Origin of the sequence: Rhodanobacter umsongensis (genome assembly GCF_042654965.1) — a bacterium.
In the GTDB taxonomy this organism is placed as follows: Bacteria; Pseudomonadota; Gammaproteobacteria; order Xanthomonadales; family Rhodanobacteraceae; genus Rhodanobacter; species Rhodanobacter umsongensis.
Genome location: NZ_JBHSMK010000011.1, coordinates 161106 through 183318, shown reverse-complemented (window position 1 = coordinate 183318; position 22213 = coordinate 161106). Strand labels below are relative to the sequence as shown.

Below are 22213 nucleotides of genomic sequence, written 5' to 3'. Positions count from 1 at the left end.
GCCTATCCTTACACGACCTTTGGCACGACAGGTTCGACGACGTTGAACCTGACGAACCTGCCGGCGAGCGGCGACTACACGTTGGCTTTCTACACCATTTCAGGGATACCGGCGACGGCCCAGGTGATCGTAGTACCTCAGTAGAACAACAAGTGCTTTGAAGTTACATATCGGGATGGAAGAAAAGCGAAGGATCACGTGATGGCAAGGGAAAAGGCATCCATGGGTATCGCGAAAATCGCCGGTGTGTTCGGCATCATGGCGCTGAGTGCTTCAGCCGCGTTGCTAGCCCGTATCCCCATGGCGGAACGGGTTATCGCTTCTCGTAACTCCTATGCGTTGCCAGCGTCAGCTGACATCAGTCGAACGCTGCTTCCTGACGGACGCGTATTCGAAGTTCATGGCGCACAGGGCTGGGCTGACCTCATCGATAGCCCGGCGGCCCATCACCGAGTGACTCTGCCGCAGATCCGTCGATTCGCCTCCGTAACGGTAATGCCTACGGGTCATGTTCTCCTGTGGGGTGGCATGGATGCGCAAGGCCACGTACTTGCAACTGGTGAGTGGTTTGAGCCGGGAACCCAGCGATTCATCCACGCAGCGCATTTGAATTTGCCAGCCCGTGCGGCCCATACGTTGACGGTGTTGACGGATGGACGGCTGCTAATGACCGGTGGCCTGTCAACGCAGGGCACGCCGGCCACGACTGCTTTGCTGTGGGACCCACGGCAACGGCAGATAGCACCCGTCATAGGTAGCATCAGCCCGCGCCTTGAAGCCACTGCCAGCACGGAGGCAGATGGCTCCGTCAGCATCACGGGCGGCGTGGATCTGCTCGGGCAACCTGTCAGGGGTACGCTTCGATTCGATCCGGTCACGCAGACGCTGTCGCCTGACACGAGGACCGCTTCTGCACCAACACCCGAAATAGCAACCTTTCCTGTATCTGAAGCGAAGCAAGCACCGTTGCAAGGCCCATTGGCCATCCGTTTCAATGCGCCGGTCGATATGCGGCAGTTGACCGGTAAGACTGTGACATTGCTAGGCCCCGCAGGCGTAGTGCCCACGCGTGTCGTCGGAGTCGAAGGAGGGCGACTGGCGTTTGTGCAACTGCCGGATGACTTGTATCCAGGTTCGCGTTACACACTGTTTGTGCAGGGCCTGCATCGGGCGGATGATCGCCCTGTGCCTTATACGGCAGTCGGCTTCACTACAGCCACGTTGTCTCCTGGGGTAGAGGTGGCAGGCCATGGCTCTGCTCCGCTGTCCGCTGGTAGCGCGTCGTATGCAGTGACTGGGCCAGCGCTCCATTTGATGGCCGGTGGCGATCACGAAACGTCTTGCTCGACTCATGAGCCGGATCAGCTGTGTCGCGCCCATAGCTTTATTCGCGATGGCGCTTGGTACCCAGGTCAGAACAACGCACCGGACGCAACGGGAGCACATTGGCGCCTGTACCAGAGACGACAGACGCTTCCCGATACGCGATCGCTGGCAGCAAGTCTGGCCAAGGGCGCCACAGCGCTCATCGGCCAGGTGCGCCAAATCGATGAAACACCCGTCGGCGATGTCGAAGTAAGTATTGGGGGGATCAAAACACGCACCAATGCACAAGGACTGTTCGTACTCGACGGATTGACCGCAGGCCGAGGAGAGTTGTTCATCGACGGCCGCACCGCCAACCATGGGGCGAAAGAATACGGTCGCTTTCTCGTTGGGGCTGATATCAAGGCCAACGCAGTCAACCACATGCCGTTCGTGATGTACCTGCCCCGAGTGCTGCCTCGTGACAAGATCACTTTGCCTTCACCCACAAGTCGCGAAGTAGTCCTCACACATCCCGATATGCCCGGTCTGGAGTTGCACATTCCTGCGGGCACAGTCCTCAAGGACCGCGAAGGGCACGTCCTTACGCATATCGCCATCGTACCCACACCGGTAGATCGTGCCCCGTTTCCGCTGCCCGACAACTTCCCGATGTACTTCACCATCCAGCCCGGCGATGCGGTGGTTCAAGGGCTGGATCCACGAACGGCTCAGGGCGTCCGGGTGGTGTATCCGAACTATGGTCATGCGAAGCCCAACACGTCAGCGGACTTCTGGGTCTACAACGTCAAGAGCGGCTGGCAGATGTACGGATCCGGCCATGTCAGCGCCGATGCAAAACATCTCGCGCCGGATCCGGGCGTCTCGGTAGTCTGGGCACTAGGGGCGGGTGCCTCGCTCAATAACACCTCTCCACCCGGTGGTCGCACCTGCAATGGAACGACTCGTTCGCAACCCGTCGACCTGCAGACGGGGATGTTCTTCCATGAATGGAATGATTTGGCGATACGAGACGTTGTGCCGCTGACGCTGACCCGAGCGTATCGCTCAGATGACAACGGTTCGCATGCTTTCGGTATCGGTGGCAACTCGAATTATGGCATTCACATCTACAGCGCCGACGGTAATTTCAGCGCGCCCGAGGTGGTAATGCCTTGTGGTGAGGGTATCGTGTTCAACCTGGTGAGTGGCAGCCTCGCTTGGCCTTTTACCCCCGCCACCATTTGGGAACATACGGCCACGAATTCGGCCTTTTATGGCGCAACGCTACAGTTCCTGTTCGACGGCACAAGTGACGGTGCGCATTGGATCCTGACGATGAAAGACGGGACGGAGTACGCCTTCACCCGCCACGCGCCCAACCAGCTGGCTTGGATGCAGGATCGCTACGGCAATCTGACGCAGATGAACTACAACGGCGGCCTGCTTGATCAGGTCGTCTCACCCAGCGGCCGTTCGATTGTTTTCGGCTATGACAGCGGCAATCGCATTGTCAGCGCGACGGACAATACGAGTCGCCAAGTGAGCTACGCCTACGGCAGCGGGGGCACCCTAAGTACCGTCACTTATCCGGATCAGACCACCGAGCAATACACGTACGACGGCGCCAACCGCATGCTGACCATGCAGGACCGGCGCGGCAACGTCTGGGTGTCCAATCATTACGACGTCAACGGCCGCATCGACAAACAGACGCTGGCAGATCAGACGTACTACCAATTCGCCTACGCCACCAACAGCGGCGGGGCCGTGACGGCGACAACGGTTACCGACCCCAACGGCCATCAAGAACATTTAACCTTTGATCCGGTCAGCAAATATCCGCTAACGGATACCTTTGCTTACGGCACATCGTTGGCTCAAACCACCGCCTATGTGCGTGAAGCATCTGGTCTAGTCGATAGCACCACTGATGCTCTGAATCGCACCACGGCGTATACCTACGATGACTTGGGCAATGTAACCAAAGTCACTCGACTCGCCGGCACGGCCAATGCCACCAGTTACCAATACAGCTATACCTCCGACTTTAGCCAACTGGCTTCGATTACAGACCCGCTGGGTCATACCAGCACCATGAGTTACGAAAACGGCTGTTTATCCGGGATCACCGATTCGCTGAACCACAGCACGACGATTTTGTGCAACAGCGCCGGTCAGATCTCAGCAATAGAGGATCCGTTGGGTCATATCACGACGTTGAGCTATCAAGGCTATGACCTGGAAAGCCTGACGGATGGACTAGGACGTTCCACCCTGTTGGCGGTTGATGCCTTGGGTCGCCCCACGGCTGTCAAGGATCCGTTAGGCATTGTCACCTTGGCTCAATACGATACCAACGACCGCGTCGTACAAGTCACCGATGGGCTCAATCAGTCCACTACCGTCAGCTATGACGGCAATGGAAATCCGACCGGCGTCACGCTACCGAGCTCAGCGGCGATCAGCGAGACTTACGATCTGCGCAACCGCCCCCTGACCCACACGGATGCCTTGGGCCAGGTTGATTCATGGACCTACGATGGCATGGGGGACGTGATGTCCCACACCGATCGCAAGCAGCAGGTGACCATGTATTCGTACGATGCGCTGAACCGACGCACCCTGGTGTCTTACGCCGATGGCTCAGGGACGCAGGCCAGCTACGATGCGGGCAACCGGGTTACCCAGTTGCTCGACACCAATACCGGCAGTCTGAGCTGGGGTTACGACGGGCTGGATCGCGTCACCGCAGCCGTCACGCCGCAGGGCACCATTAGCTATGGCTACGATGCAGCGGGCCGGCGCACGAGCATGACACCCGCGGCGCAGGCGATCGTCAACTACGTCTATGACAATGCGAATCGGCTAACCTCTTTGAGCCAGGGCAGTGAAACCGTGCAGTTCGGCTACGACGCCAGCAACCGCCGCACCTCTTTGGTCCTGCCCAATGGCATCGGTGTCGCGTATGCCTACGACGACGCCAATCAGCTGACCGGCATCAACTACACGACGCCCAGCCAGACCCCGCTGGGTGCGCTGGCCTACGGCTATGACGCCGACGGCCGGCGGGTCAGCAAGACCGGCAGTTTCGCGACAGACATCCTGCCCACGCCAACCACGCAGAACGGCGTCTTTGACCTCAACAATCGGCAGACGACCTTCAACAGTGGTGCGCTGAGCTATGACGCCAACGGCAACCTGACCAGCGATGGCGTCAATACGTATACGTGGAACGCGCGCAACCAGCTCAGCGAGATCACCGCGGGCGGTACGGTGCAGGCGAGCTATACGTATGACGCGCTGGGACGGCGCGCGGCCAAAGCCATGAGCGGCATCACGCCGACCCAGTATTTGTATGACGGCGCCAATGCGGTGCAGGAGACACTGGGTAACACTATCAACCCGATCCTCACCGGGCTGGGCACCGATGAGCGGTTTGCGCGTAACGATGTGACCGGGCGTACCTACTTCCTAACCGACGCGCTAGGCAGCACGCTGGCTCTAACGGATCCCACCGGCGCGATCCGGCAGCGTTACAACTACGACCCGTACGGCACTGTGACACAGATGGACAACAGCACTGGTTTCACCAATCCGTACCTGTACACGGGGCGCGAGGCGGATGCCCCGGGGCTGTATTACTACCGGGCGCGGTATTACTCCCCGATGCTGGGGCGGTTTATCTCGGAAGACCCGCTGGGGTTTAGAGGTGGGCAATCCAACCTTTACGCTTATGCCGGTAGTAGCCCGGTCATGTATGTCGATCCCTACGGATTGTGGTCTTCTGGAGCCAGTTTCTACGCCGGAGTTGGTGGTGGCGTCACATTTGGAGTTGATCCAAATGATGGAGGCTTTTTTATAACCTTCAGCTTTGGTTTCGGGCTCGGCGACAGCATCAACCTTTATACCCCGAGTGGCTCACGCCCAGGATCCAAAGCAGGCGACTGTTCGCACGCTCGTATTGGTTTAGATCTATTCGCCGGCGTGGGTAGTAACATAGGACCAGTTGGAGCCGGGCTAAGTGGAAACCTCGGACGCACCTTTTATCCTGGGATAGAAAAAGACTCGGAAGCACATGGCGGAATAGCCCCGACATGGGGCGTTGACTGGGCTTGGAAGCAGGAGTTGCAAGCAGCTGCCGGCGGTCAAATTACCTTGGGATATTGAATGAAGCATTATCGCAAAAGCGGTGCATTTAGCCTAAGACGCGGGCTCGTATTTAGTCTTGCGATTAGCGTTTTATTGATTTTTACCTGGATAGGCGGTTATATCTACTTTCTTAATTCATCTACATGGAGTGAAGGAAAGTCTCTTATCGAGGCGCACCAAGCAATGCAGGCCAGTTCTCAAAACATAACGATGACTCCAAAGCTATGGGGGTTTTCTTACCGATTTTCGGGTGATTACGAGTCGATCGGTGTAAATGTTTATATAAAAAAAGACGCATCAATAGGGCATGCTTACCATGTTGAATTTGAACGCTCAGGCGGAGCCTTACGTTTGGTAAGGATGACCCCTGACTGAAAAATAGACCTACTTAGCCAGCGCTAAAGTTATACCCCGACGCCCGCAGAACTTGAGTAGCGCGAAGCTTCGGAGTCCGCCCCATGCGTTGAGGCGCGACGTCCCCCGCTTTTGAGTAGCACCGTGGTTTGGAGTCCAATCCCCCATCCAAAGGAGATTGGACGTGAGGAAGCGGTTTACCGAAGAGCAGATCATCGGCTTCCTGCGTGAGGCGGAGGCCGGCATGCCGGTGAAGGAGCTGTGCCGGCAGCACGGCTTCAGCCAGGCCTCCTACTACCTGTGGCGCAGCAAGTTCGGCGGGATGAGCGTGCCCGGATTAACTGCTTCATTGGCGGTATCGACCAGCGTCTTCTCGCGCTGCAAGGCGATCAGCGTCTTCTTTACGTGTGGTCGGATCGTCGAACCGTATACGGCGACGCGTAAGTGGCACCGCGAAGAGACGCTCGTCGAGCGGCTCGCGGGCGAGCGCGGCGCAGACCGAAGGCGGCGGCGCGGCAATGGCGGCAGATCGGAGGCTGTGGCTGGGTGACCGGATCTGATCGCCTTAAATCAATACGTTAGTGGCACCACGTCAGGTGCCCACCTTTGCAGCTTGGCATGCACCTCCGCAATTTGAAGCGTGGCGATCATCTCGTCCGCTTCCGCGCGGCTGGCGAATTTGATCACGGCTTCGCCGGCGTCGGTGTCATATACCGTGAAACCGTCGGGCGCGAGATGGACTTCGAGCATGGCCGCCGCTCCAAAAAAAGCAGCGCCTGAATATCAGGCGCGAAGGGTTGAAGCTTTCGGGGGATGAAAGCCCCACCATGAAGGACGCCCCGGTTCATCGGTTCCGCCTGACCTTGTGATGTCGGCAACGCCGGACGTCCGGTCGGTTTGTTCCTGACTCACGGGGCACTCACAGGTTGCACGGGTGGCGGCTTGTCCGGCATCGGCGGCGAGCGCCGGCGCGTGTAGGGGATGGCCTATCTACCACTCCGTCGTCGGCGATGGTTGCGCGTCCGGATATGTCGGCGCAGTGTCCCAGCCGGCCACCTGTTTGCATCGGATGTCCTCGCCTATCCGGATGCGTTCGCCTATTCCCAGCTCGCGCACCTCAAAGCTGCGGGTTCTACCCCGTTTGCGCAGCCGTAGTTCCGCCCGCCCAAATCGAAGCTGCTCGACATTGGTCATTTGCAGTATTGTGCAACGGTATCGCGTGCATCGTCGTCGCCGGCCCGGCAGACGGCTACGCTGCCGCTGAACTGAAGGTTAGATCTACGCGGAGATACTCCAAGTGCTTGGCTGGTATGTCCTGATACGTCGCGAAGGCGCCGATTCGCCCCAGGATCCGCCAGTGGCACGCTGGGAGACTAGCGTCTTTGGCTTGGATTGGCTGAATGATCTTGTCAAAGCGGACAAAGCGGTCGACCTGGGCGGAAATGGCTATCCAAATCGCTACTCCGTTGCTGCCGGTGTCTTGCTGCCCATCCTGACAAAAGGTCTTCCGGCAAACCGCAGCCCATTGGTGGTCGGGGACGATTATGTACTTCCACCAGGGTGGAACGGGCAGCTAACGATTGATCCCGGGGCGCTCGCCTGTTCTGCTGATGAAAGGCTCGTCATTGAGGCGTGGGATCAGAGCTAGTGCAGCCCTAAAACGAATACTCTTCCAAAAATCGGAGGAGATGCTATGAACGCTGACCCGAAGACTCAACCTCATTGGACGGTGCTTCCTCCACTGCCCTTGCATGGCTTGGGAAGCGCCATGGTCGAGTCTCTTGCGCACTACGTTCGCCGAATCGCTTGGGTCTCTGGGATCTCGGCCAGTCGGCTTGGGGCGTATTCCGGCACGGGACCTCTGGGGAAAAGTGACCATGAGGAGGCGACCACTAGCCGCGATTTGACGCTGGGCCGACCCGAAAGTCGCATCCTGACACTGGAGCGGCTGACCGGAGTCGAGCACCTGCGCTACGGCACATTTTGGGTGCTCAAGAATGTTGCAGGACCATTGTTCCTCGGGCGTCCGATCTCCCACCGGCGTTGGTGTTCGGAGTGCTACGCAGAATGGAATCCCCACCAGTCCTATGAACCGCTGATCTGGTCGATAGGCCTACTCTCGTGTTGTCCGAAGCATAGGCGCAGGTTGGAAGATCGTTGCACCTCGTGCGGCGCGCTACAGCCAGCGGGCATATCTCTGAGTCATCGACGCCGCTGCGTCCAATGCAGCACGGGTCTGGGCGACATGCGCCGTCCCGTGGTGTTGTTGTCGGCACGCGATGCATGGATAGATGAGCAGCTCTGCCAACTGGTGGAGCTGTGCTCGACGGTCGGGCAAGAACCGTTCCCTGAAGAGACCTACTCGACCTATATAGAAGAGCTACTCGCTCAGGCGAGGGGATACGAGACCCTGCCGGTGTCCCTGCAGTCAACGGTGCGACTGCAAGGCGGTAATGGGTCAATCAGGAAACCGTCATTGCGCGCCATGCTTCGTACGTGCGCCTTACAAGGAGTATCGGTGTGCGACATGTTGCGAGCTCCACGGGAAGCGGCATCAGCTCCATTGATCGACTTGTGGAAGGACCATGCCGCACCGTCGCTACGAAACGAGTCCAGGAACGAAAAGGCGGGTATCGCGCAGGACTTGCTGACAAGCCTCCTGAATCGGTGCAGGGCCTGTTACCTACCGCCCATGGAAGCCGTTTTGCGTGAATGGGGCCTCGGTCGTGCTCTGGTACGTGACGCCAATGTCGAGTTATACGAACGATACGAAGTCAGGTATCGAGAGCAGGCAGGGACCGTAGCCAATATTCGGTTAGCCGATGCCTTTCAGGCTGCTCTGAGGGATGTGGCGGATATCCCGCTCCACCGTCTGCGGCGCGGAACCCTGTGGAATAAACCAGAGCCGATTGCGAAGGCCGCACATATTTCTCAGGACGAAGCGGCGTCCGTGTTCTTTTCTGCCCTTGTCTACACGCACCTACGTCGAAGGGCACAGGCGCACCTGGCGTCTGCCCAGCAGAAGTCTCCTCGCGCCGAATGACACAGCCGCGTCCAAGCTAGGAGATGAGTCTGGTCGACAAGCGGACGCTTTGTGTTCTCCCAAATGCGCATTCGGCATGCCTCGCATGGTCTAGAGTGATATATATATCACTGTAAAATCAATGAGTTAAATTGACATCTCGCGACGGGCGTGACAGGATCGCTTTCGTCGTAGCGACGGGCCGTCGGAATGTCAGCGAGTTGCCCCTGCATCGCAAGTTGGCCACCGGCGGCGGGCAAACTGAGCCTGACGCGACAGAGCGTGACTAACCGCGATTGCATGAGAAGTGGGGTGATCAATGACGCCGACCATCAGCCAAACACTGGCGAATCTGGACGCTTACCTTCCACGGACCCCACTGATCAGCGCATCCGAAACCGCGCGCCTCCTCGGTTACCCCTCCACCGGTGCGCTTGCAAAAGCCCGCCAGATGGGCCGGTTGCCTATCGTCATGTTCAAGGTTCCTGGTCGCCGGGGCTGGTTCGCGGCAACGCAAACCGTGAAGACGTGGTTGGAGTCCTTGCTTCTACTAAGCGCCGAGAGCGTCGACGAACACGAGAGACATGCCTAGGCACCGCGCGGGCTGACTCGCTTGGAAACCACTTGTTCAGCGGGCGGGCCGGCTGTGCCTGGCCCCTGGTCGCTGTGTGCGTCGGCATCGAGTGCATCTTCCGTGGAGAGCGCAACGCTCATCCCAGACGACATCGTTTTGAGCCGTCGATATCAGAGGGCGTAACGGGAGGTCGTCGAATCCACCCTACCGAACAGATCGGCTCCGCGCATTTGGCCGTAACAAACGTCCGGCCGGCATCCCTTGCTACACAACGCTTTCAAGGGAGGAAGACGCCGATGACTTAGGATAAAAACTCAACGGCCTGGAAAACGAAAAGCCCCCGAGGTACCAGCTCGAGGGCAATTCAGATCGGCGACGTCGTGACGATCGCTGCCGATTACTTTCCCTCTCGCCGACCTTCTTGTCAAGCCTTGTCAGGCCTGGCACGGGCGCGTTTTTGCCGAAGGCGTGCTTTAGCCGCCTACCGCAGTTCCGAGACGCGCGTCGTGGGGCCTCTGCGGAGGAAACGTCATGTCTATAGATAGCGAAATCGGTGGTCCTGGCGCCGAGGATCGGCAGCTCGTCTACGCCCGCATGGGCATGAGCAGTCACGCCATCCGTCATGCGGAAAACATGGTCTATGGAAGCCCCTCTCGAAAAGTGGGCAAGGCCGCGCTCACCAATGTCGTGACCCGCTTCGATTCGTTGAAGAACAGGAAGCCTCGTGTCCTGGAGAGCCACACCTGCGAGCTAGTGTGTGCTTACGAACTGGAACTCGATCCGGACGTCATTGGCTACCACGTGCAAGTGCCATGTCGCAGTATCCAACGTGTCCTGCCAAACGGACGGCGACACGTCACGTCGGCCAATCTCGATTTCCTAGTGTTCCGCCAAGGCAGGGTCGAGTTGATTGAATGTAAGCCGCAAGCATGGCTGCTCAAGAACGCTGAGCCGCACTCCGATTGGACGCAATGCGATGGAATCTGGCAACACGTGCCCTATCGCGCCTTTGCTTCTGAGCACGAGGTGGGCTTTTCCGTTTGGTCGCCGCCGCATGAACCGGGCATCTATTTGCAGAATCTGGAAGCTATCTACGGGGTGATGCGCGGCGGCATGGGCACCATCGCGCCAAGAGCTGTGGATCGGGCGATAGCCGCCATCGCAAGGCAGCCTGCGTCAGTGACACAACTATGCGAGGAAATCGACGGGTTCAGTGTTCGAACCGCGCTATGGATGCTGGGAAAGTGGTTGGCCTTCGGGCCGCTGAAGAGCACGCCCATCCTCATGACCGATCAGTTCCACATGTACGTCGACCGACAACATGCCGAAGCGGTCGATTCGCTCGCACTGCAAGAATCCGGTGAGATCTATCGCCAACCTGAGCTCAACGATCCATTGCTACGAGCGAGCACCACCGATGTGGAAAAGGCTCGTCGGCGCCTGGCGCGCGTTGAGGCCATTGCGCGTGGAGAGGAGCCTCCAACAGATCGCATGAGGCAGCTCGCGAGGATGATTGAAGCCGCAGTGGCACAAGGAAGAACGCCGTTGTCTGCATGCCTTACACGATACGAAGGTTCAGGCAATCGACTGTCTCGACTTTGCCCGGAGCAGGATCAGGCCGCGGAGACAGCGATCGTCCGATATTGGAATACGGGGCGTGCCAAAACTCCGAAGAGTCTCTACTTCTTCTTCGAAAAGGAGTGCGCCCAGCTAGGCACCGAAGCCTGTGGCAGGACGGCGTTCTACAGGCGCCTTCGCCGAGAAAAACCTATGCGCCACGCACTCGCCACAGGCGGCCTGCGAGGCTACCAAGCCATTCGTGCGGCGACCGACCCCCGCATGCGCTCGTTACCGCCGATTGGGTATGGGCACACACTGCACATTGATTCATCGGATCTCGACAACCGTATCGCGAAAAATATTCTCAAACTCATGCCGGCATGCAAGGCGAAGTTTTACATTGGTGTGGACGGAGCGTCTGGCGACACCATGGCTCACGCGTTCATCTTTGGGCCGGCACGGACAGACGGCGTGGCCATTTTGCTGAGAGAGTATGTCCGGCGTCATCGATGTCTGCCGCAATTTATCCATGTCGATCGCGGGCCAGAAAACCGCTCTTGGTGGATTGAGATACTGGCAGAAGGATACCTGTCGCTGCGCTGGTCACCCACCGCGGGAAGCGCCTGGAATGGCATCGCCGAGAACGCGATCAAGCAAGTCAATTGCCAAGTGGCGCATCAGTTAACAGGAAGCACCGAGCCAGATCAAAAGGGGCGGAAGATCGACGGACGGTTCAAGAGCCGTAAGAACGCTAAGACGTCATTTGAGATGGTGTTGGAGCAATTCCTTACATTCGTCTACGACGACCTGCCCAACACACGCCTACCGCAGATGGGCAAACCCCTCTCGAAAAGAAAGCGCAGGCCCTCGCTACCCTGGGTGACTTCGGCGTTCCTTGTGAATTGAACGAGGACTTCCTCCTTCGGACATCCATCAAAGTGGACGTCAAGAAAAGCATCAATCCACAACGCGGTGTGCGGACGGAAGAAGGCTACTTCACCAGTGACGAGCTGATCTACGCGCTTCGTTTTCACGATGTTGAGGAGCTTCGAAGCGATTGCGAAGATCCGACCATCTTGCGTGTCCTCATTGGTGGACGTTGGCTGAAAGCATTTCACAGTCGCGTGCAAAGCATGGCGCTGCTATCGCAGCCACAGAAATTGTTTGACTTGATGTACGCACCCATCCGTAGAGCGGAGACCAGGGTGCGTGCCGAAGTCATAGGCCGCAAACGCCATACACGTCTGGAACTTGCGAACTTCGCGACGGCATCTGCTTCCCAGGGTTCACCGAACGAGCTTCAGCAAGCGAAGGTGGGCGCGCAGGCAAGCGATCCCGACCTGCCCACTAGCGAGAATTTCCCGAATCCGAGAAGAGCTCTCTGGGACGATCTTGCTCTTTGTGACGAACGCGGAACGAGGGCATGAGCGGCATTGAGCATTTCTATTACTTGAAGGCCCAGGCGCAGCTGAAGGCTGCGCTCGACGATTTCCAGCCGGGTCATATGGTCTTTCTGGTGGGCCCGTCAGGAGCAGGCAAGACCACACTGCGTCGTTCCGTGATGCAAGAAATGTTTGGTAACCCCTCGAACTGGGGGCGTGGTCGAATTCCAGCGATAGAGACGTTCGCCATGCTTCCCAACGCGGCCTATTTCAGTTCACGTGAGCTTGCAAAGACTCTCGTTGAGGAGCTGCACGTCCCCTCGCTCGATTGGCTGTTCACGGGAAATATCATCCCGAAATCCACGGAGGAACACATCCGCGCAGAAACTGCGCAATGCGCGCTGATCTGGGATCAGCTTAGGCGTCACGCCGCCACGGAAGGGGACTACTGGAAGACGTTCCGACGCTCTCTCGCAGCGAGAGGTTGTAAGTACGTGTCTCTTGAACAAGTCACGGCACTCCTTGTGAACCGCCGTAATACCTCACCGGCTGAACATACATTGCATTTGATGTCGGTTGCCGAAGCTGCAGGCGTCATGTTCATCATGACGGGTATCCACACGGCGACGAGATTGTGGGCGATTCACTCGGAGCTACGAAGGCGTGTCATCACCGTTTGGATGCCGCCTTACAGCGACAAGCGAAAGGGAGATGAATCGCACTACCTACGTCTACTGAAGACGCTCAGTGCCAAGTACGAATTTTCGCGCAGCGATCTTCTATGCACGATGGCCAACGATCTTCTGGCCGCAACGGGCGGCGTGTTCGCTGAGATAGTCCAGCTCTTGGAGCGCGCTACATGTCATGCCCGCCTCGAGGGGGTGCCACGTATTCATAAGCGACACATCGAGGGCGCGTATTACAACGATGAGGATCTTGCGACCCTATGGCGTGACATCGAAGCGTTCGAGCAGGCGATGGAGCCTGGAGACGTATCGAAGCGATCGACCCTGGTCGAAAGGCGCTGGAATTCGGGGGGTACCGGATATGGAAAGCCTTCGTGAGCGATAAATCCCTGTTTCGCCCCGACACGGCCTTCTGGAGCGTTCTACCTCCAGTGCCTCTGATGGGCGTCGGCACGGCGCTGGTGGAGTCGGTGGAGCACTATGTCATCAGGTTAGCTTGGATTACCGGCACGTCAGTCAAAAGCATTGTTTCGTTGCCAGCGCCCTTTGACGAGCCAGGAATACGTAAGACGACTTTGGCTTCCAGCTTCTGCGGGCCGGGCAAGGTCTACAAGCGACGAATCGAAAATCTGGAAATCCTGACAGGTGTTGAGACCATTCGATGTGGCTCCTTTTACTTGCTCGATGCAATTCTGACGCCCGGCGCGGTTGGCAGAGCCTCGGGTTATCACCGCTGGTGTCCGCAATGCTACAAGGAGTGGGACGAAGCGACATCGTGGGAGCCACTGCAGTGGTCCATTGACCTACGCGTCACTTGCCCCGACCACGGCTGTGACTTGGAAGATCGGTGTCGCCACTGTGGCGCCATACAGAAGCCCAGCGTCAGATACCAATCGAGACGAAATTGTTCGAAGTGCCAGCGAAGCTTGGCTGGCGATGGTGCCTGGTCCGTCAAACCTCGATACGTGAGTTGGGCCGAAGGCCAACTTTCAAAGCTTGTCGAACTTTGCGCGACGCCGGGTCGAGATCCCTTGCCAGGCACCACGTTTGAGACATTTGCGTACACGATAACGCGATCGGCGCCATCAAACCCCGCTCTATCGGTCGGGGCATCCGATGCGTTAGCCCGGCTGGTTAGGTTGAATTTTCCGCGAGGCCTACCGAAGGGGAGCGGTGTTCGTGTCAGGTTGCATACACTGATCAACGCGTGCGCTCTACAGGGCATCTCGGTGCAAGATTTGCTCCTAAACCCGGTTGAGTCGGGCGCATTGTCCTTCATAGAGCGATGGGGAGAATACCGGCCGCTCGAACTTCCTTCGGGGCATGATGAGGAGAATGTACTGGTACTCGCGAGTTTCCTTGAGGCTTTGTTAGCAAACCAAAAGATGTTCTATCTCCCTCATCCTCGCAGCGCCATGCGTGAGCTCAAGGTGACTCGAAGAGCGGTGTCGACAGTGTCGCCGGACGTGTACGGTCGATATATGTTGCGCTATCAGCGACAAGCATCCTCCGGCGCGCTTCGGCGCGCTGAACAAGCCTTCCTAAGAGCCTTGAATTGCATCAAGGCCATTCGGCCCAACCCTTTCGGACCCAGTGACGGAAGGAAAGCTCGTAAATTGGTTGCGCGCACCTTGGACATTTCAGTCGAGGATGCATGGCAAATGGTCAGGTGCATTACTCACTGGCGACGCGCGATCGAGTTGGCAAAAGCAAAGGTACTGGGACTCTCGCTGCAGGAGCTCCGAGCTCAAAAAAAACTAGGCGGGATAGGCGAGCAGTGGTGTTGAGTTTTCAAGGCTACCAAAGAGAAGCTCGGAAGCGTGGCCGATTTGAGGGGAGCGAACGGCAGACATCGGCCAGAAGCGGACACTCGCGTCGTCGTCATGATTGTGAAGTTAGGACGCGTCCGGCTGCTGTTACCCAACTCGCTTTGAGACCCCATTGAGCCGCGCGATGATCGGTGCGATCCGCGGACGCAGTACCGGCTTGGCATCACACAGGATCCGCAGTAGCGCCAGCACGTACTCGGCATCCTCTCTGGACAACTCGGCCGCGGTACAGCGCGCTACATGGCTCGCGACGGCGGCGGCCCATTCGCCATCCTGCGCCTCCACCCCGCATGTCGTGATGCCGGCATACAGGCGCAACGACAGCGGCGCAGCACTGTGTTCCTCGATGAGCCGCAGCACGGCGTCGGCCAGCGGGCGATCGCGCGAACTCGCCGCCGCGAGCGACAGCCGCGTTAGCAGCGCGGCCCAGTGATTCGCTTCCACATCGATGCTGTCGGACAGCGCGAGCTCCTTGACGATCTCGGTCAACTTCGCCCACTGCTCCGGCCTTGGTGTTCCCAAGCCGGCGAGGTGCGCGCTGGCCAGGACACGAAATTCCAACGCCTGGCTGGTGTCGCCCAGCGTGGTGTTGAACTGCTCGACCAGAAATTCCGGCAGCGTTTGCGCGATGGCCAAACCGCCTTCCAGCGGACCTGGCAGTCCACTGAAAAAGACGACGCGCTGGGCTTCAAGCGATCCGTCCGCCGCCCCAAAAGCCAAGCCGGCCAGGGGTTCGGCCAGCCCTTCGCGGTGGCACTCCAACACGCCTAAAACGCGACCTATCAGCTCTTGCTTAAGCTGCTCGGGTGCGAGCATGAAACCGTTCCAGCGCGGCTCCGACGACACATCAGCGAGCGTGGCCGTTTGAAAGATAGACCAAGAATCATGGGCCCAGCTCGCCAGCTGCGAGGGAGGGACACCCAGTTCCAGCACGGCGCGTTCCAGCACGGCGGCATGAGCCAAAGCGGCCAGGCGGCGCCAGTAAACGGGTGCCCCGGTGAATAACCCAGACGTGTTGAGCAGCCCATCCGCCATGCCGCCCAAGCGGGACGTCAGCTCCACCCTGCCGGAATCTTGGATGTGTGCGGCGAACGAGGTAATCAGCTCGACGACCAGATCGCGCAACGCTTGGGTGGCATCGGGTCGAGCGAGCATGCCCTCGATAAGTCCGGTCAACGACCACAGGTCGATGGTCGGCAACAGGTCGCTGACCAGGGCGCGCAGCGTCGCCTCCTCAAGCATCGCAATGCCGGCAACAGGTGCGGTGTGTGCGTGGGCTGACCACAGCAGTTCGTGCCGCACTTGCGCCACCGGATCGGACGCAGGAACCCGCAGCCGCAGCGCATCGACGAATTCCGGAAGCGTGCGCTGCCCCTGCCAAGCCGGGACAAGGCGTTCGTAGTACCGCCGGCTCATGGGGACCAGGTCGGACTGGACCACTGGGCCTACGAATGCCTCTTTGGTGCGCTCGAGCTCGCCTGCGGGGGAATCCTCCAGATCGCGCTCCAGTAGATCGAAGCGATGCGGGTGCAACGGGGCTTGGCGTACTTCCTCCAGCCAAGCCCCAATGTTATCGGGTGTCAGTCCGAAGTCGCGGGCCCATTGTGTCAAATAGGCTTCGCGCCGGCCGGCATCGACGTCCAACAATTGCGCATGCGGTACGCGGAACTCGCGTCCCGTCGCCGGATGGCGGCATACGACTGCGCGAGTTGCGGCGACATGCAGCTCCCAAGTATCGCCCGCCTCGTCGTTGATCGTAGTCGGTGCTGCGCCAGCATAGGCCTGCTCCACCGCGGTGTAGAACGCTGACGTGTGGAAGCTTGGTTTGCCGTCGGTATGCACCGTGATGCGCGTCGAGCGATTCAGGCCAAGCTGTTTCAACAATGTGCGATCTTCAAAGATGCGGTCGCGCAAAGACTGCGGCAAATCGCTCACGAAGCTCTTGCACACATCCGCCGCAACTGCGGCGAGCTGCTCTTGCGGGAGCTCGCGCTCGTTGGTCGCCAGATAGCCCGAGAGATCGTTGAATTGCTGTGCGACCCGCTGGTAGACGGCATCAAACAGGCGCGGCTTCGAGCGCCGAATCGGTTCGAGATATTCCTTGTCGAGCCAAGCGGAATGCGCCCGTCGATGCCGCTTCAACACCGCGTTGTTGAACAGCAAGCGGCTCAAGCTTATCGCATCGATGTCGAGGAGGCGGCCTGCCTCCCACGGCCCGGGCAACTGGCCCAAGAAGCCGTCCCAGCGGCCATACTCGACCAGCCATCCGGCACGCACGGCCGTCTCGACGTTGTCATCCCCGTTCGACCACAGCGTCACGATCGCCTGCTGGATTTGCGCACCAATCTCCACCAGCCACGGCAGTTCGTCGGGAATGCGCAGCATTTCCGCGGCCTGTGCCTGCAGGTGGTTCTCGCGTAGGGCACGCAACGCTGGCGATTCAATCAGGACGCCGTCGTGGACCTGCGAAGCGCGCAAGGCCGCGCCAAGCTCGCGCGCCGTAACCGGAATAAAAAGATAGCCGCTGCGGCGCAGTTCCGTTCGATAGTTCATCCACTCCTTTTCGTCGATGGCCAGCGTGTCTTGCAGCCATTCCAGCACGTCGAGGGTGGTACCCAGTGCGGTCACCGAACCGTCGGGGTAGGTGAATTCCGCAAACTTGTTGGCGGCACGATCATCGACAATCACCGCTTCCACCCCGGGTTCGTGCTCGATCGCCTGCAGCAACAAGAACTGCGGTGCATTCTCATCGCTGTCACCAGCCTCACGCGCGGGTTTGCGCAGGAAGCTGACTTTGTCCTGGTTCTGGCCATCTACCAGAAACCGGCGAAGCGCATCGAGCACCTCGATTACCTTCTGCGTGGCGGCGTCTAGCTGTTCCAGAGCCGCCGCTTCCGCCTTGACGTCGGGATGAATGAAGAGTTTGAAACCGGCATCGGCCAGCGGTTTCCACAGGTTAAGGTGTTGGAAGTAACTGACCGTGACATCGTCCAAGTACAGCGCGGCAGCCAGTGGCACCGTGCTGTCGTGCGTGAACCCCTTGTCGTTTTGGGTCAAATAAGCGAGCGCGCGTTCGTGTGCGTCATCCGCCAACAGGCCGTGGAAGTGGAGGCTGCGCACGATCTCCAAACAGCTTCGGAAAAGCGGCGCCGTCTCACCCAAGTTGGCCTCCTCGCGCATCAAGGAAGCGGCCCGGTGCACCGGGCCGGGACGCACCACAAACGTATCCGTCAGCGTCTCGCGATGGAGCGTGACCGCTTGCAGCAGCTGCGCCAAGTCGACGCCAACTTCCGCTGCCAGCCGCCGCGAGTGCTCGCCGCCGACCGGTGCCATTCGCAGCTCGTCGGCTGCAATCGCACGCAGCAGCCGGCGTGCGTCATGAATTCGACCGGGTTGATGAAACTGGACTTCGGCGTACTCGGAGAACAGCCAGACCCCCGTGGCATGGGGAACGTAGATGCGTTCGAAGGCTTGCAGGAGCTTCGGCAGCAGGCCCAGGCGCCCCAGGGTCAACAGCGCAGTTTGATCCAGCGCGATCACCTGCGGTCGCAGCAGTGCGACGCGGCGGACAGCGGCGAAGGCACTGATTGGGGTGCGCCGGCGGGGATCGCGCTCGTTCTGGTTCGCAACCGCGTTGGCCAGCAGAAAGGTGGCCAGTGGGCGATTGAGGTGCTGCGCCACCAAACCCAAGTACATCTCCGCCGAGGCAATCCCCTTGGACAGCGCCTCCGTGCGGGTGCGCCACTGGGGCGCAAGCTCCACCAACTCGGCGAGGTCCTTGGCGTGGACAGGACCGTTCTCGTCCGACAACGCGATAGCCCTGTGCAGCCAGCTGGCAACTTCCTCATCGTCGTCCCAACGTCCACGCACCGCCAGCATGTACCCGTCCAATAACACCGACGGGGCGTCCGGGGCGGCCTCCACCGCTGCTTTGGCCAGGCGTTTAGCGATGGCCGTGCGACCCAGTGCAGTGGCCAAGCGGGCAAAGCGGCGCCGGTCCTCGACACTCAGGTCAGGATCAGCTTGGATCGTCTCGAGGAACAAGCCCAGCCCTTCCCACTTGCCCGAGTAAAGCGACAGCTGCAGATCGATTTCATGGCGCCGACCCGAAAGCTCTGCGCTCATTTCACTGTGGCGCTGCGCGTCACTCCAACGACCGCGCCGAAACAGCGCATCGAAGTACACGGCGGCCAGGGCACGCGACTGTTCAACGAGCACGGGATGTTGGTCCAAGAAGACCACCACCTCGTCCCACCGTTCTTCGCGAGCCAGCAATCGCAGCACGTCCTCGGCGTGTTCGCGATCCTGCGTCATTTCGAAAAGTTCGAACGCACGGTTGATCGCCTCGGGCAATTGTTTGGCCTTCTGCAGCGCAGCCACCAGTGTCTGCAGCGTGGCGGGAGACGGCTCGGCAGCAGCGGCGGCACGGAGGGCTTCCACTGCGGCTTCGTCAACGACTCCGGTGAGTTCCAGCGCGAGTCGCTGGCGAACGACGTCCGGCAGATGGGTCGCGTTCGCCAACGCCGCTGCGGCGTCCGTCTGGCGCCCCGACAGCGCCAAGGCCTGTACTTCCCAGTTCTCCAGAAATCCAGGATCGAAATACGGACGAAGGTGTTCGCGAATGGCGGGCCACAGATCGATGGAATCGGCTGCGCGCTGCGCCAGCAGTAAAGCGACGCGCGCGCGCGCATCGTTCAAGTTCAGTGCCCCATACGTCGCGGCACGCTGGTCGATCTGCTGAGCCAGTTCTTGGCGATCGATTCTCAGGTTAGCCACGAGCGCCAACGGCACCCATCGCGCCTGCTCCTCAGCTCCCGCCGCATTCCAGTGCTGCAACACTTCGGTCGCCGCAGCGGCGGTTGTGGTGCGGTCCTGCAGTTGCAGCCACAGGCAGTATTCCAGCGCCGACGCCGCTGTGTCGGGGACGTCGAGGGACTGCGCCGCATTGTGGAAGCGCCGGAACAGGGTTGCGGCACGCCGCCGCAGCGCGAGCGCATCCGCTCGATCCATCAGCGGCAACTCGTTCGCGACCGGTGGGCCTTGCAGGGCGTTGCTACGCAGCTGCGGGGCCACGCTGAGCGCGACGAGCACATTGGCGCCGACCCAAAGCAAGGCGGGACAGGCATCAAATGCTTCGGCCGGGACCCGGTCCAGCCAACCCAGGACTCCATCCCACTGCCCTTGCTTCACCATGTCCCCGAGCACCACGCAATCCCCATCGGCATCGAGGTGGGTGGGTATTAGCCCGCTCGTTTCGATCCACCGTAATCCCTCGCCCAGGCCCTCGCGGCGCGCCAGCGCATAGCGAATCGTCTGGGCCAGCCCATCGCGTTCGTCTACGACCAGCTTGCGCGCTTTTGCCACGTCCTCCTTGCTCAAGAGCAAAGCTTCTACCAACGTGACATGGGATTGCGGCGAGAGCACCTTAGCCTCACCCACTAATGCGGAGGCAAGGTCGTGGTCGTCTTCGGAGAGGATGCGCGCGCACCAGCTCAGAGCGAGCGCCCGCAGGGCTTTGCCACCCAGCTGACAAGCTCCGCCGTCGCGGACGTCTGACGCCAAACGTCGCGCCAGATCGGTGGGTTCCGCCTCGGGGAAAAATCGGACCGCTTTCAACCGCGCCAGACGCCTTTCAACGTCGGCTTCCACCTGCTCGGTCGGCGGGTTTTCGGCCAACGCGGCGGCGTCCTGAAGTTGTTGATAATCGCGGTGAGGCAGCGACTTGCGCGTCTCCGTTTCGAGCAGCGTCAGCAACCTTACGTAGCTGAGCTCGCGGTTTTCGACCGCGGCTTCTTGCGAGACACGCGTGACCGCATCAATTACAGCCGGCACCAGACGCCGACCCTCGCCCCAACGAACGCGATACTCACGGTGAGCGATTTCCGACAGACGTTCTTCAAGGTTCTGGAGCAGTCGACTGGTATCGGGCTCGCGCGTGGCCCAGGAAATGGAGGCAATGAGCTCGGCGACGATCTCGTCGGTCGATTTTGCCGCCAGAAACACGTGCAAACGTGACTTGGCGGGCGCCAACGTCTTCAACACCGCTATCAGCGGCAGGGGGGCGCGATCCAGCTTCTGCACAGCACTCCAATAGCTCAGTCCCTCCTCGCCCGCGGGGCGGTGTGCGACTTGCTTCTCGGTGCCGATGCGGCCCGTGGTGCGGTAGACAAAAGCCAAGCGCTTGCCCGGGTTGAGCTCGCGAAGCTCCAAGGCACGGTCGAGGAATTCCAACACGGAATTCAAGGTCGCCGATGCGGCCAGATGCTTTACCTGATGAATTACGGCTTCATTGCCCATATCGACGGCGAGGTCTTCTGCGACCTCAACGACAAGCGTTTCGCCGTCGCGCAGCTGCGCCCACGCCAAGGCAGTGGCGACATCCTGATAATAGTATCCACGCTTACTGCCAACGGCCTCGGTCCCGGGAACGCCTTCCAGGCGCGCCGATTGGCGGTTCATGCGGGCGTCCCCAGTAATTGCGTATCAAACTTGACCACCGAACCCCGCTCGAAACGAGCGGGCGGTGTCGCTTGGGGCGCTGCCCACTCAAAAGCTCGTCCCGACGCCGCGATGCCCGCGTCCGCCGTCGAGGACCCTGTGTAGCCGGCGAAGGGTCTGCGCTGGCGCTGTGCGATCTCGGCGTAGGGCGACGCGCTGGCGCGCAGCGCTTCGGACAGGGTCGGCTCTTGAATCGGTCTTGCCTGCGCGACCTCCTCGCCAAGCGCGGTCAGCGCATACAGCAACGCCTGGCGACGGCGGCTTGATTCAATCAAGCCCAAGTCCGTCAGTTTGCGGATGTGGCGATTGAAATTGCCCCGGTCAACGCGAAGGCGATCAGCCAGCTCCTGCTGCGTGGGCTGGCTGCCTAGCGCGTTGAGGCGGGCGATCTCCTGCAACGTTTGCAATCCGTGCGGAATCGCGCGCGCCACTGCCCGCAGATCACTCAGCCACCGATCCTGCGTGGTGGTGTCGAGTAACCGGACGATGGTCGTTGTGACTCCGAGATCGAAGGAAGGCTGATGCACGCCCCGCCCATGGCGATGGACTGCGACAGAGGCTTCCTGAGCAGCGGCCCGCGCCTGCTCGATTGCCATATCGACCTGCTTGCTTTGGGGCTGCGTGATAGCCCGCAATGCCGAACCCATCAACCGCTCAAGGACCTCGGTGCTCGCCTGCATGCGGAAATAACCTCCAGAACAATTGTGCACAATTGTATGGCTTTCCAGCTCCCGTTCGCAGTGTTAGGCCAGAGTCATTTGAGGCAGCCCTTCGTACTGTTAGCGCCGCGTCCAGCCGTTGGTCGCCAGCCAGTGACTGGCGACGCCAGCGACTCGACCAACCAACGGTAG

Annotated in this window: 12 protein-coding genes and 1 pseudogene; 10 read left to right on the top strand and 3 right to left on the bottom strand. The window is 59.8% G+C overall.

All coding sequences use genetic code 11. The annotated features are described in order from the left end of the window. Positions 1-222 precede the first annotated feature (222 nt). From ACFPME_RS17560 to ACFPME_RS17550, 3 genes and pseudogenes are all read left to right on the top strand, one after another. Positions 223-5475 carry an RHS repeat-associated core domain-containing protein gene (locus ACFPME_RS17560; protein ID WP_377306988.1) on the top strand — a complete coding sequence of 1751 codons (5253 nt, stop codon included), beginning with the start codon at positions 223-225 and terminating at the stop codon, positions 5473-5475. Then, positions 5476-5832, top strand: coding sequence for a hypothetical protein (locus ACFPME_RS17555; RefSeq protein ID WP_377306987.1), 357 nt, complete (start codon positions 5476-5478; stop codon positions 5830-5832). Between the two features lie 163 nt (positions 5833-5995). Then, a pseudogene (locus tag ACFPME_RS17550) lies at positions 5996-6145 on the top strand (transposase); the annotation flags it as partial. 236 nt (positions 6146-6381) lie between these two features. Here ACFPME_RS17550 and ACFPME_RS17545 read toward each other — a convergent pair. Next, on the bottom strand, positions 6382-6561 hold the full coding sequence (locus tag ACFPME_RS17545; protein ID WP_377306986.1) for a hypothetical protein: 180 nt from the start codon (positions 6559-6561) through the stop codon (positions 6382-6384). A 547-nt stretch (positions 6562-7108) separates the two neighbouring features. Here ACFPME_RS17545 and ACFPME_RS17540 point away from each other — a divergent pair. The 7 genes from ACFPME_RS17540 (at position 7109) to ACFPME_RS17510 (ending at position 14822) form a co-directional block, all read left to right on the top strand. Further along, positions 7109-7459 carry a hypothetical protein gene (locus tag ACFPME_RS17540; RefSeq protein ID WP_377306985.1) on the top strand — a complete coding sequence of 117 codons (351 nt, stop codon included), beginning with the start codon at positions 7109-7111 and terminating at the stop codon, positions 7457-7459. 45 nt (positions 7460-7504) lie between these two features. Then, positions 7505-8854 (top strand): TniQ family protein, encoded by a 1350-nt coding sequence (locus tag ACFPME_RS17535; RefSeq protein WP_377306984.1) that lies wholly within the window; start codon positions 7505-7507, stop codon positions 8852-8854. Positions 8855-9152: 298 nt separating this feature from the next. Then, on the top strand, positions 9153-9425 hold the full coding sequence (locus tag ACFPME_RS17530; protein ID WP_377306983.1) for a hypothetical protein: 273 nt from the start codon (positions 9153-9155) through the stop codon (positions 9423-9425). Between the two features lie 513 nt (positions 9426-9938). Further along, positions 9939-11873, top strand: coding sequence for a hypothetical protein (locus ACFPME_RS17525; RefSeq protein ID WP_377306982.1), 1935 nt, complete (start codon positions 9939-9941; stop codon positions 11871-11873). Between the two features lie 32 nt (positions 11874-11905). Further along, complete coding sequence (locus tag ACFPME_RS17520) at positions 11906-12394, top strand: hypothetical protein (RefSeq protein ID WP_377306980.1); 489 nt, start codon at positions 11906-11908, stop codon at positions 12392-12394. Continuing rightward, complete coding sequence (locus ACFPME_RS17515; protein ID WP_377306979.1) at positions 12391-13413, top strand: ATP-binding protein; 1023 nt, start codon at positions 12391-12393, stop codon at positions 13411-13413. The genes ACFPME_RS17520 and ACFPME_RS17515 overlap by 4 nt, the downstream gene beginning before the upstream one ends. Further along, positions 13410-14822, top strand: a complete 1413-nt coding sequence (locus ACFPME_RS17510) for a TniQ family protein (RefSeq protein WP_377306978.1) — start codon at positions 13410-13412, stop codon at positions 14820-14822. The genes ACFPME_RS17515 and ACFPME_RS17510 overlap by 4 nt, the downstream gene beginning before the upstream one ends. 129 nt (positions 14823-14951) lie before the next feature. Here ACFPME_RS17510 and ACFPME_RS17505 read toward each other — a convergent pair whose 3' ends face one another. After that, positions 14952-21323 (bottom strand): HTH domain-containing protein, encoded by a 6372-nt coding sequence (locus ACFPME_RS17505; protein WP_377306977.1) that lies wholly within the window; start codon positions 21321-21323, stop codon positions 14952-14954. Beyond that, complete coding sequence (locus ACFPME_RS17500) at positions 21320-22042, bottom strand: MarR family transcriptional regulator (protein WP_377306976.1); 723 nt, start codon at positions 22040-22042, stop codon at positions 21320-21322. The genes ACFPME_RS17505 and ACFPME_RS17500 overlap by 4 nt, the downstream gene beginning before the upstream one ends. Between the last annotated feature and the right edge of the window lie 171 nt (positions 22043-22213).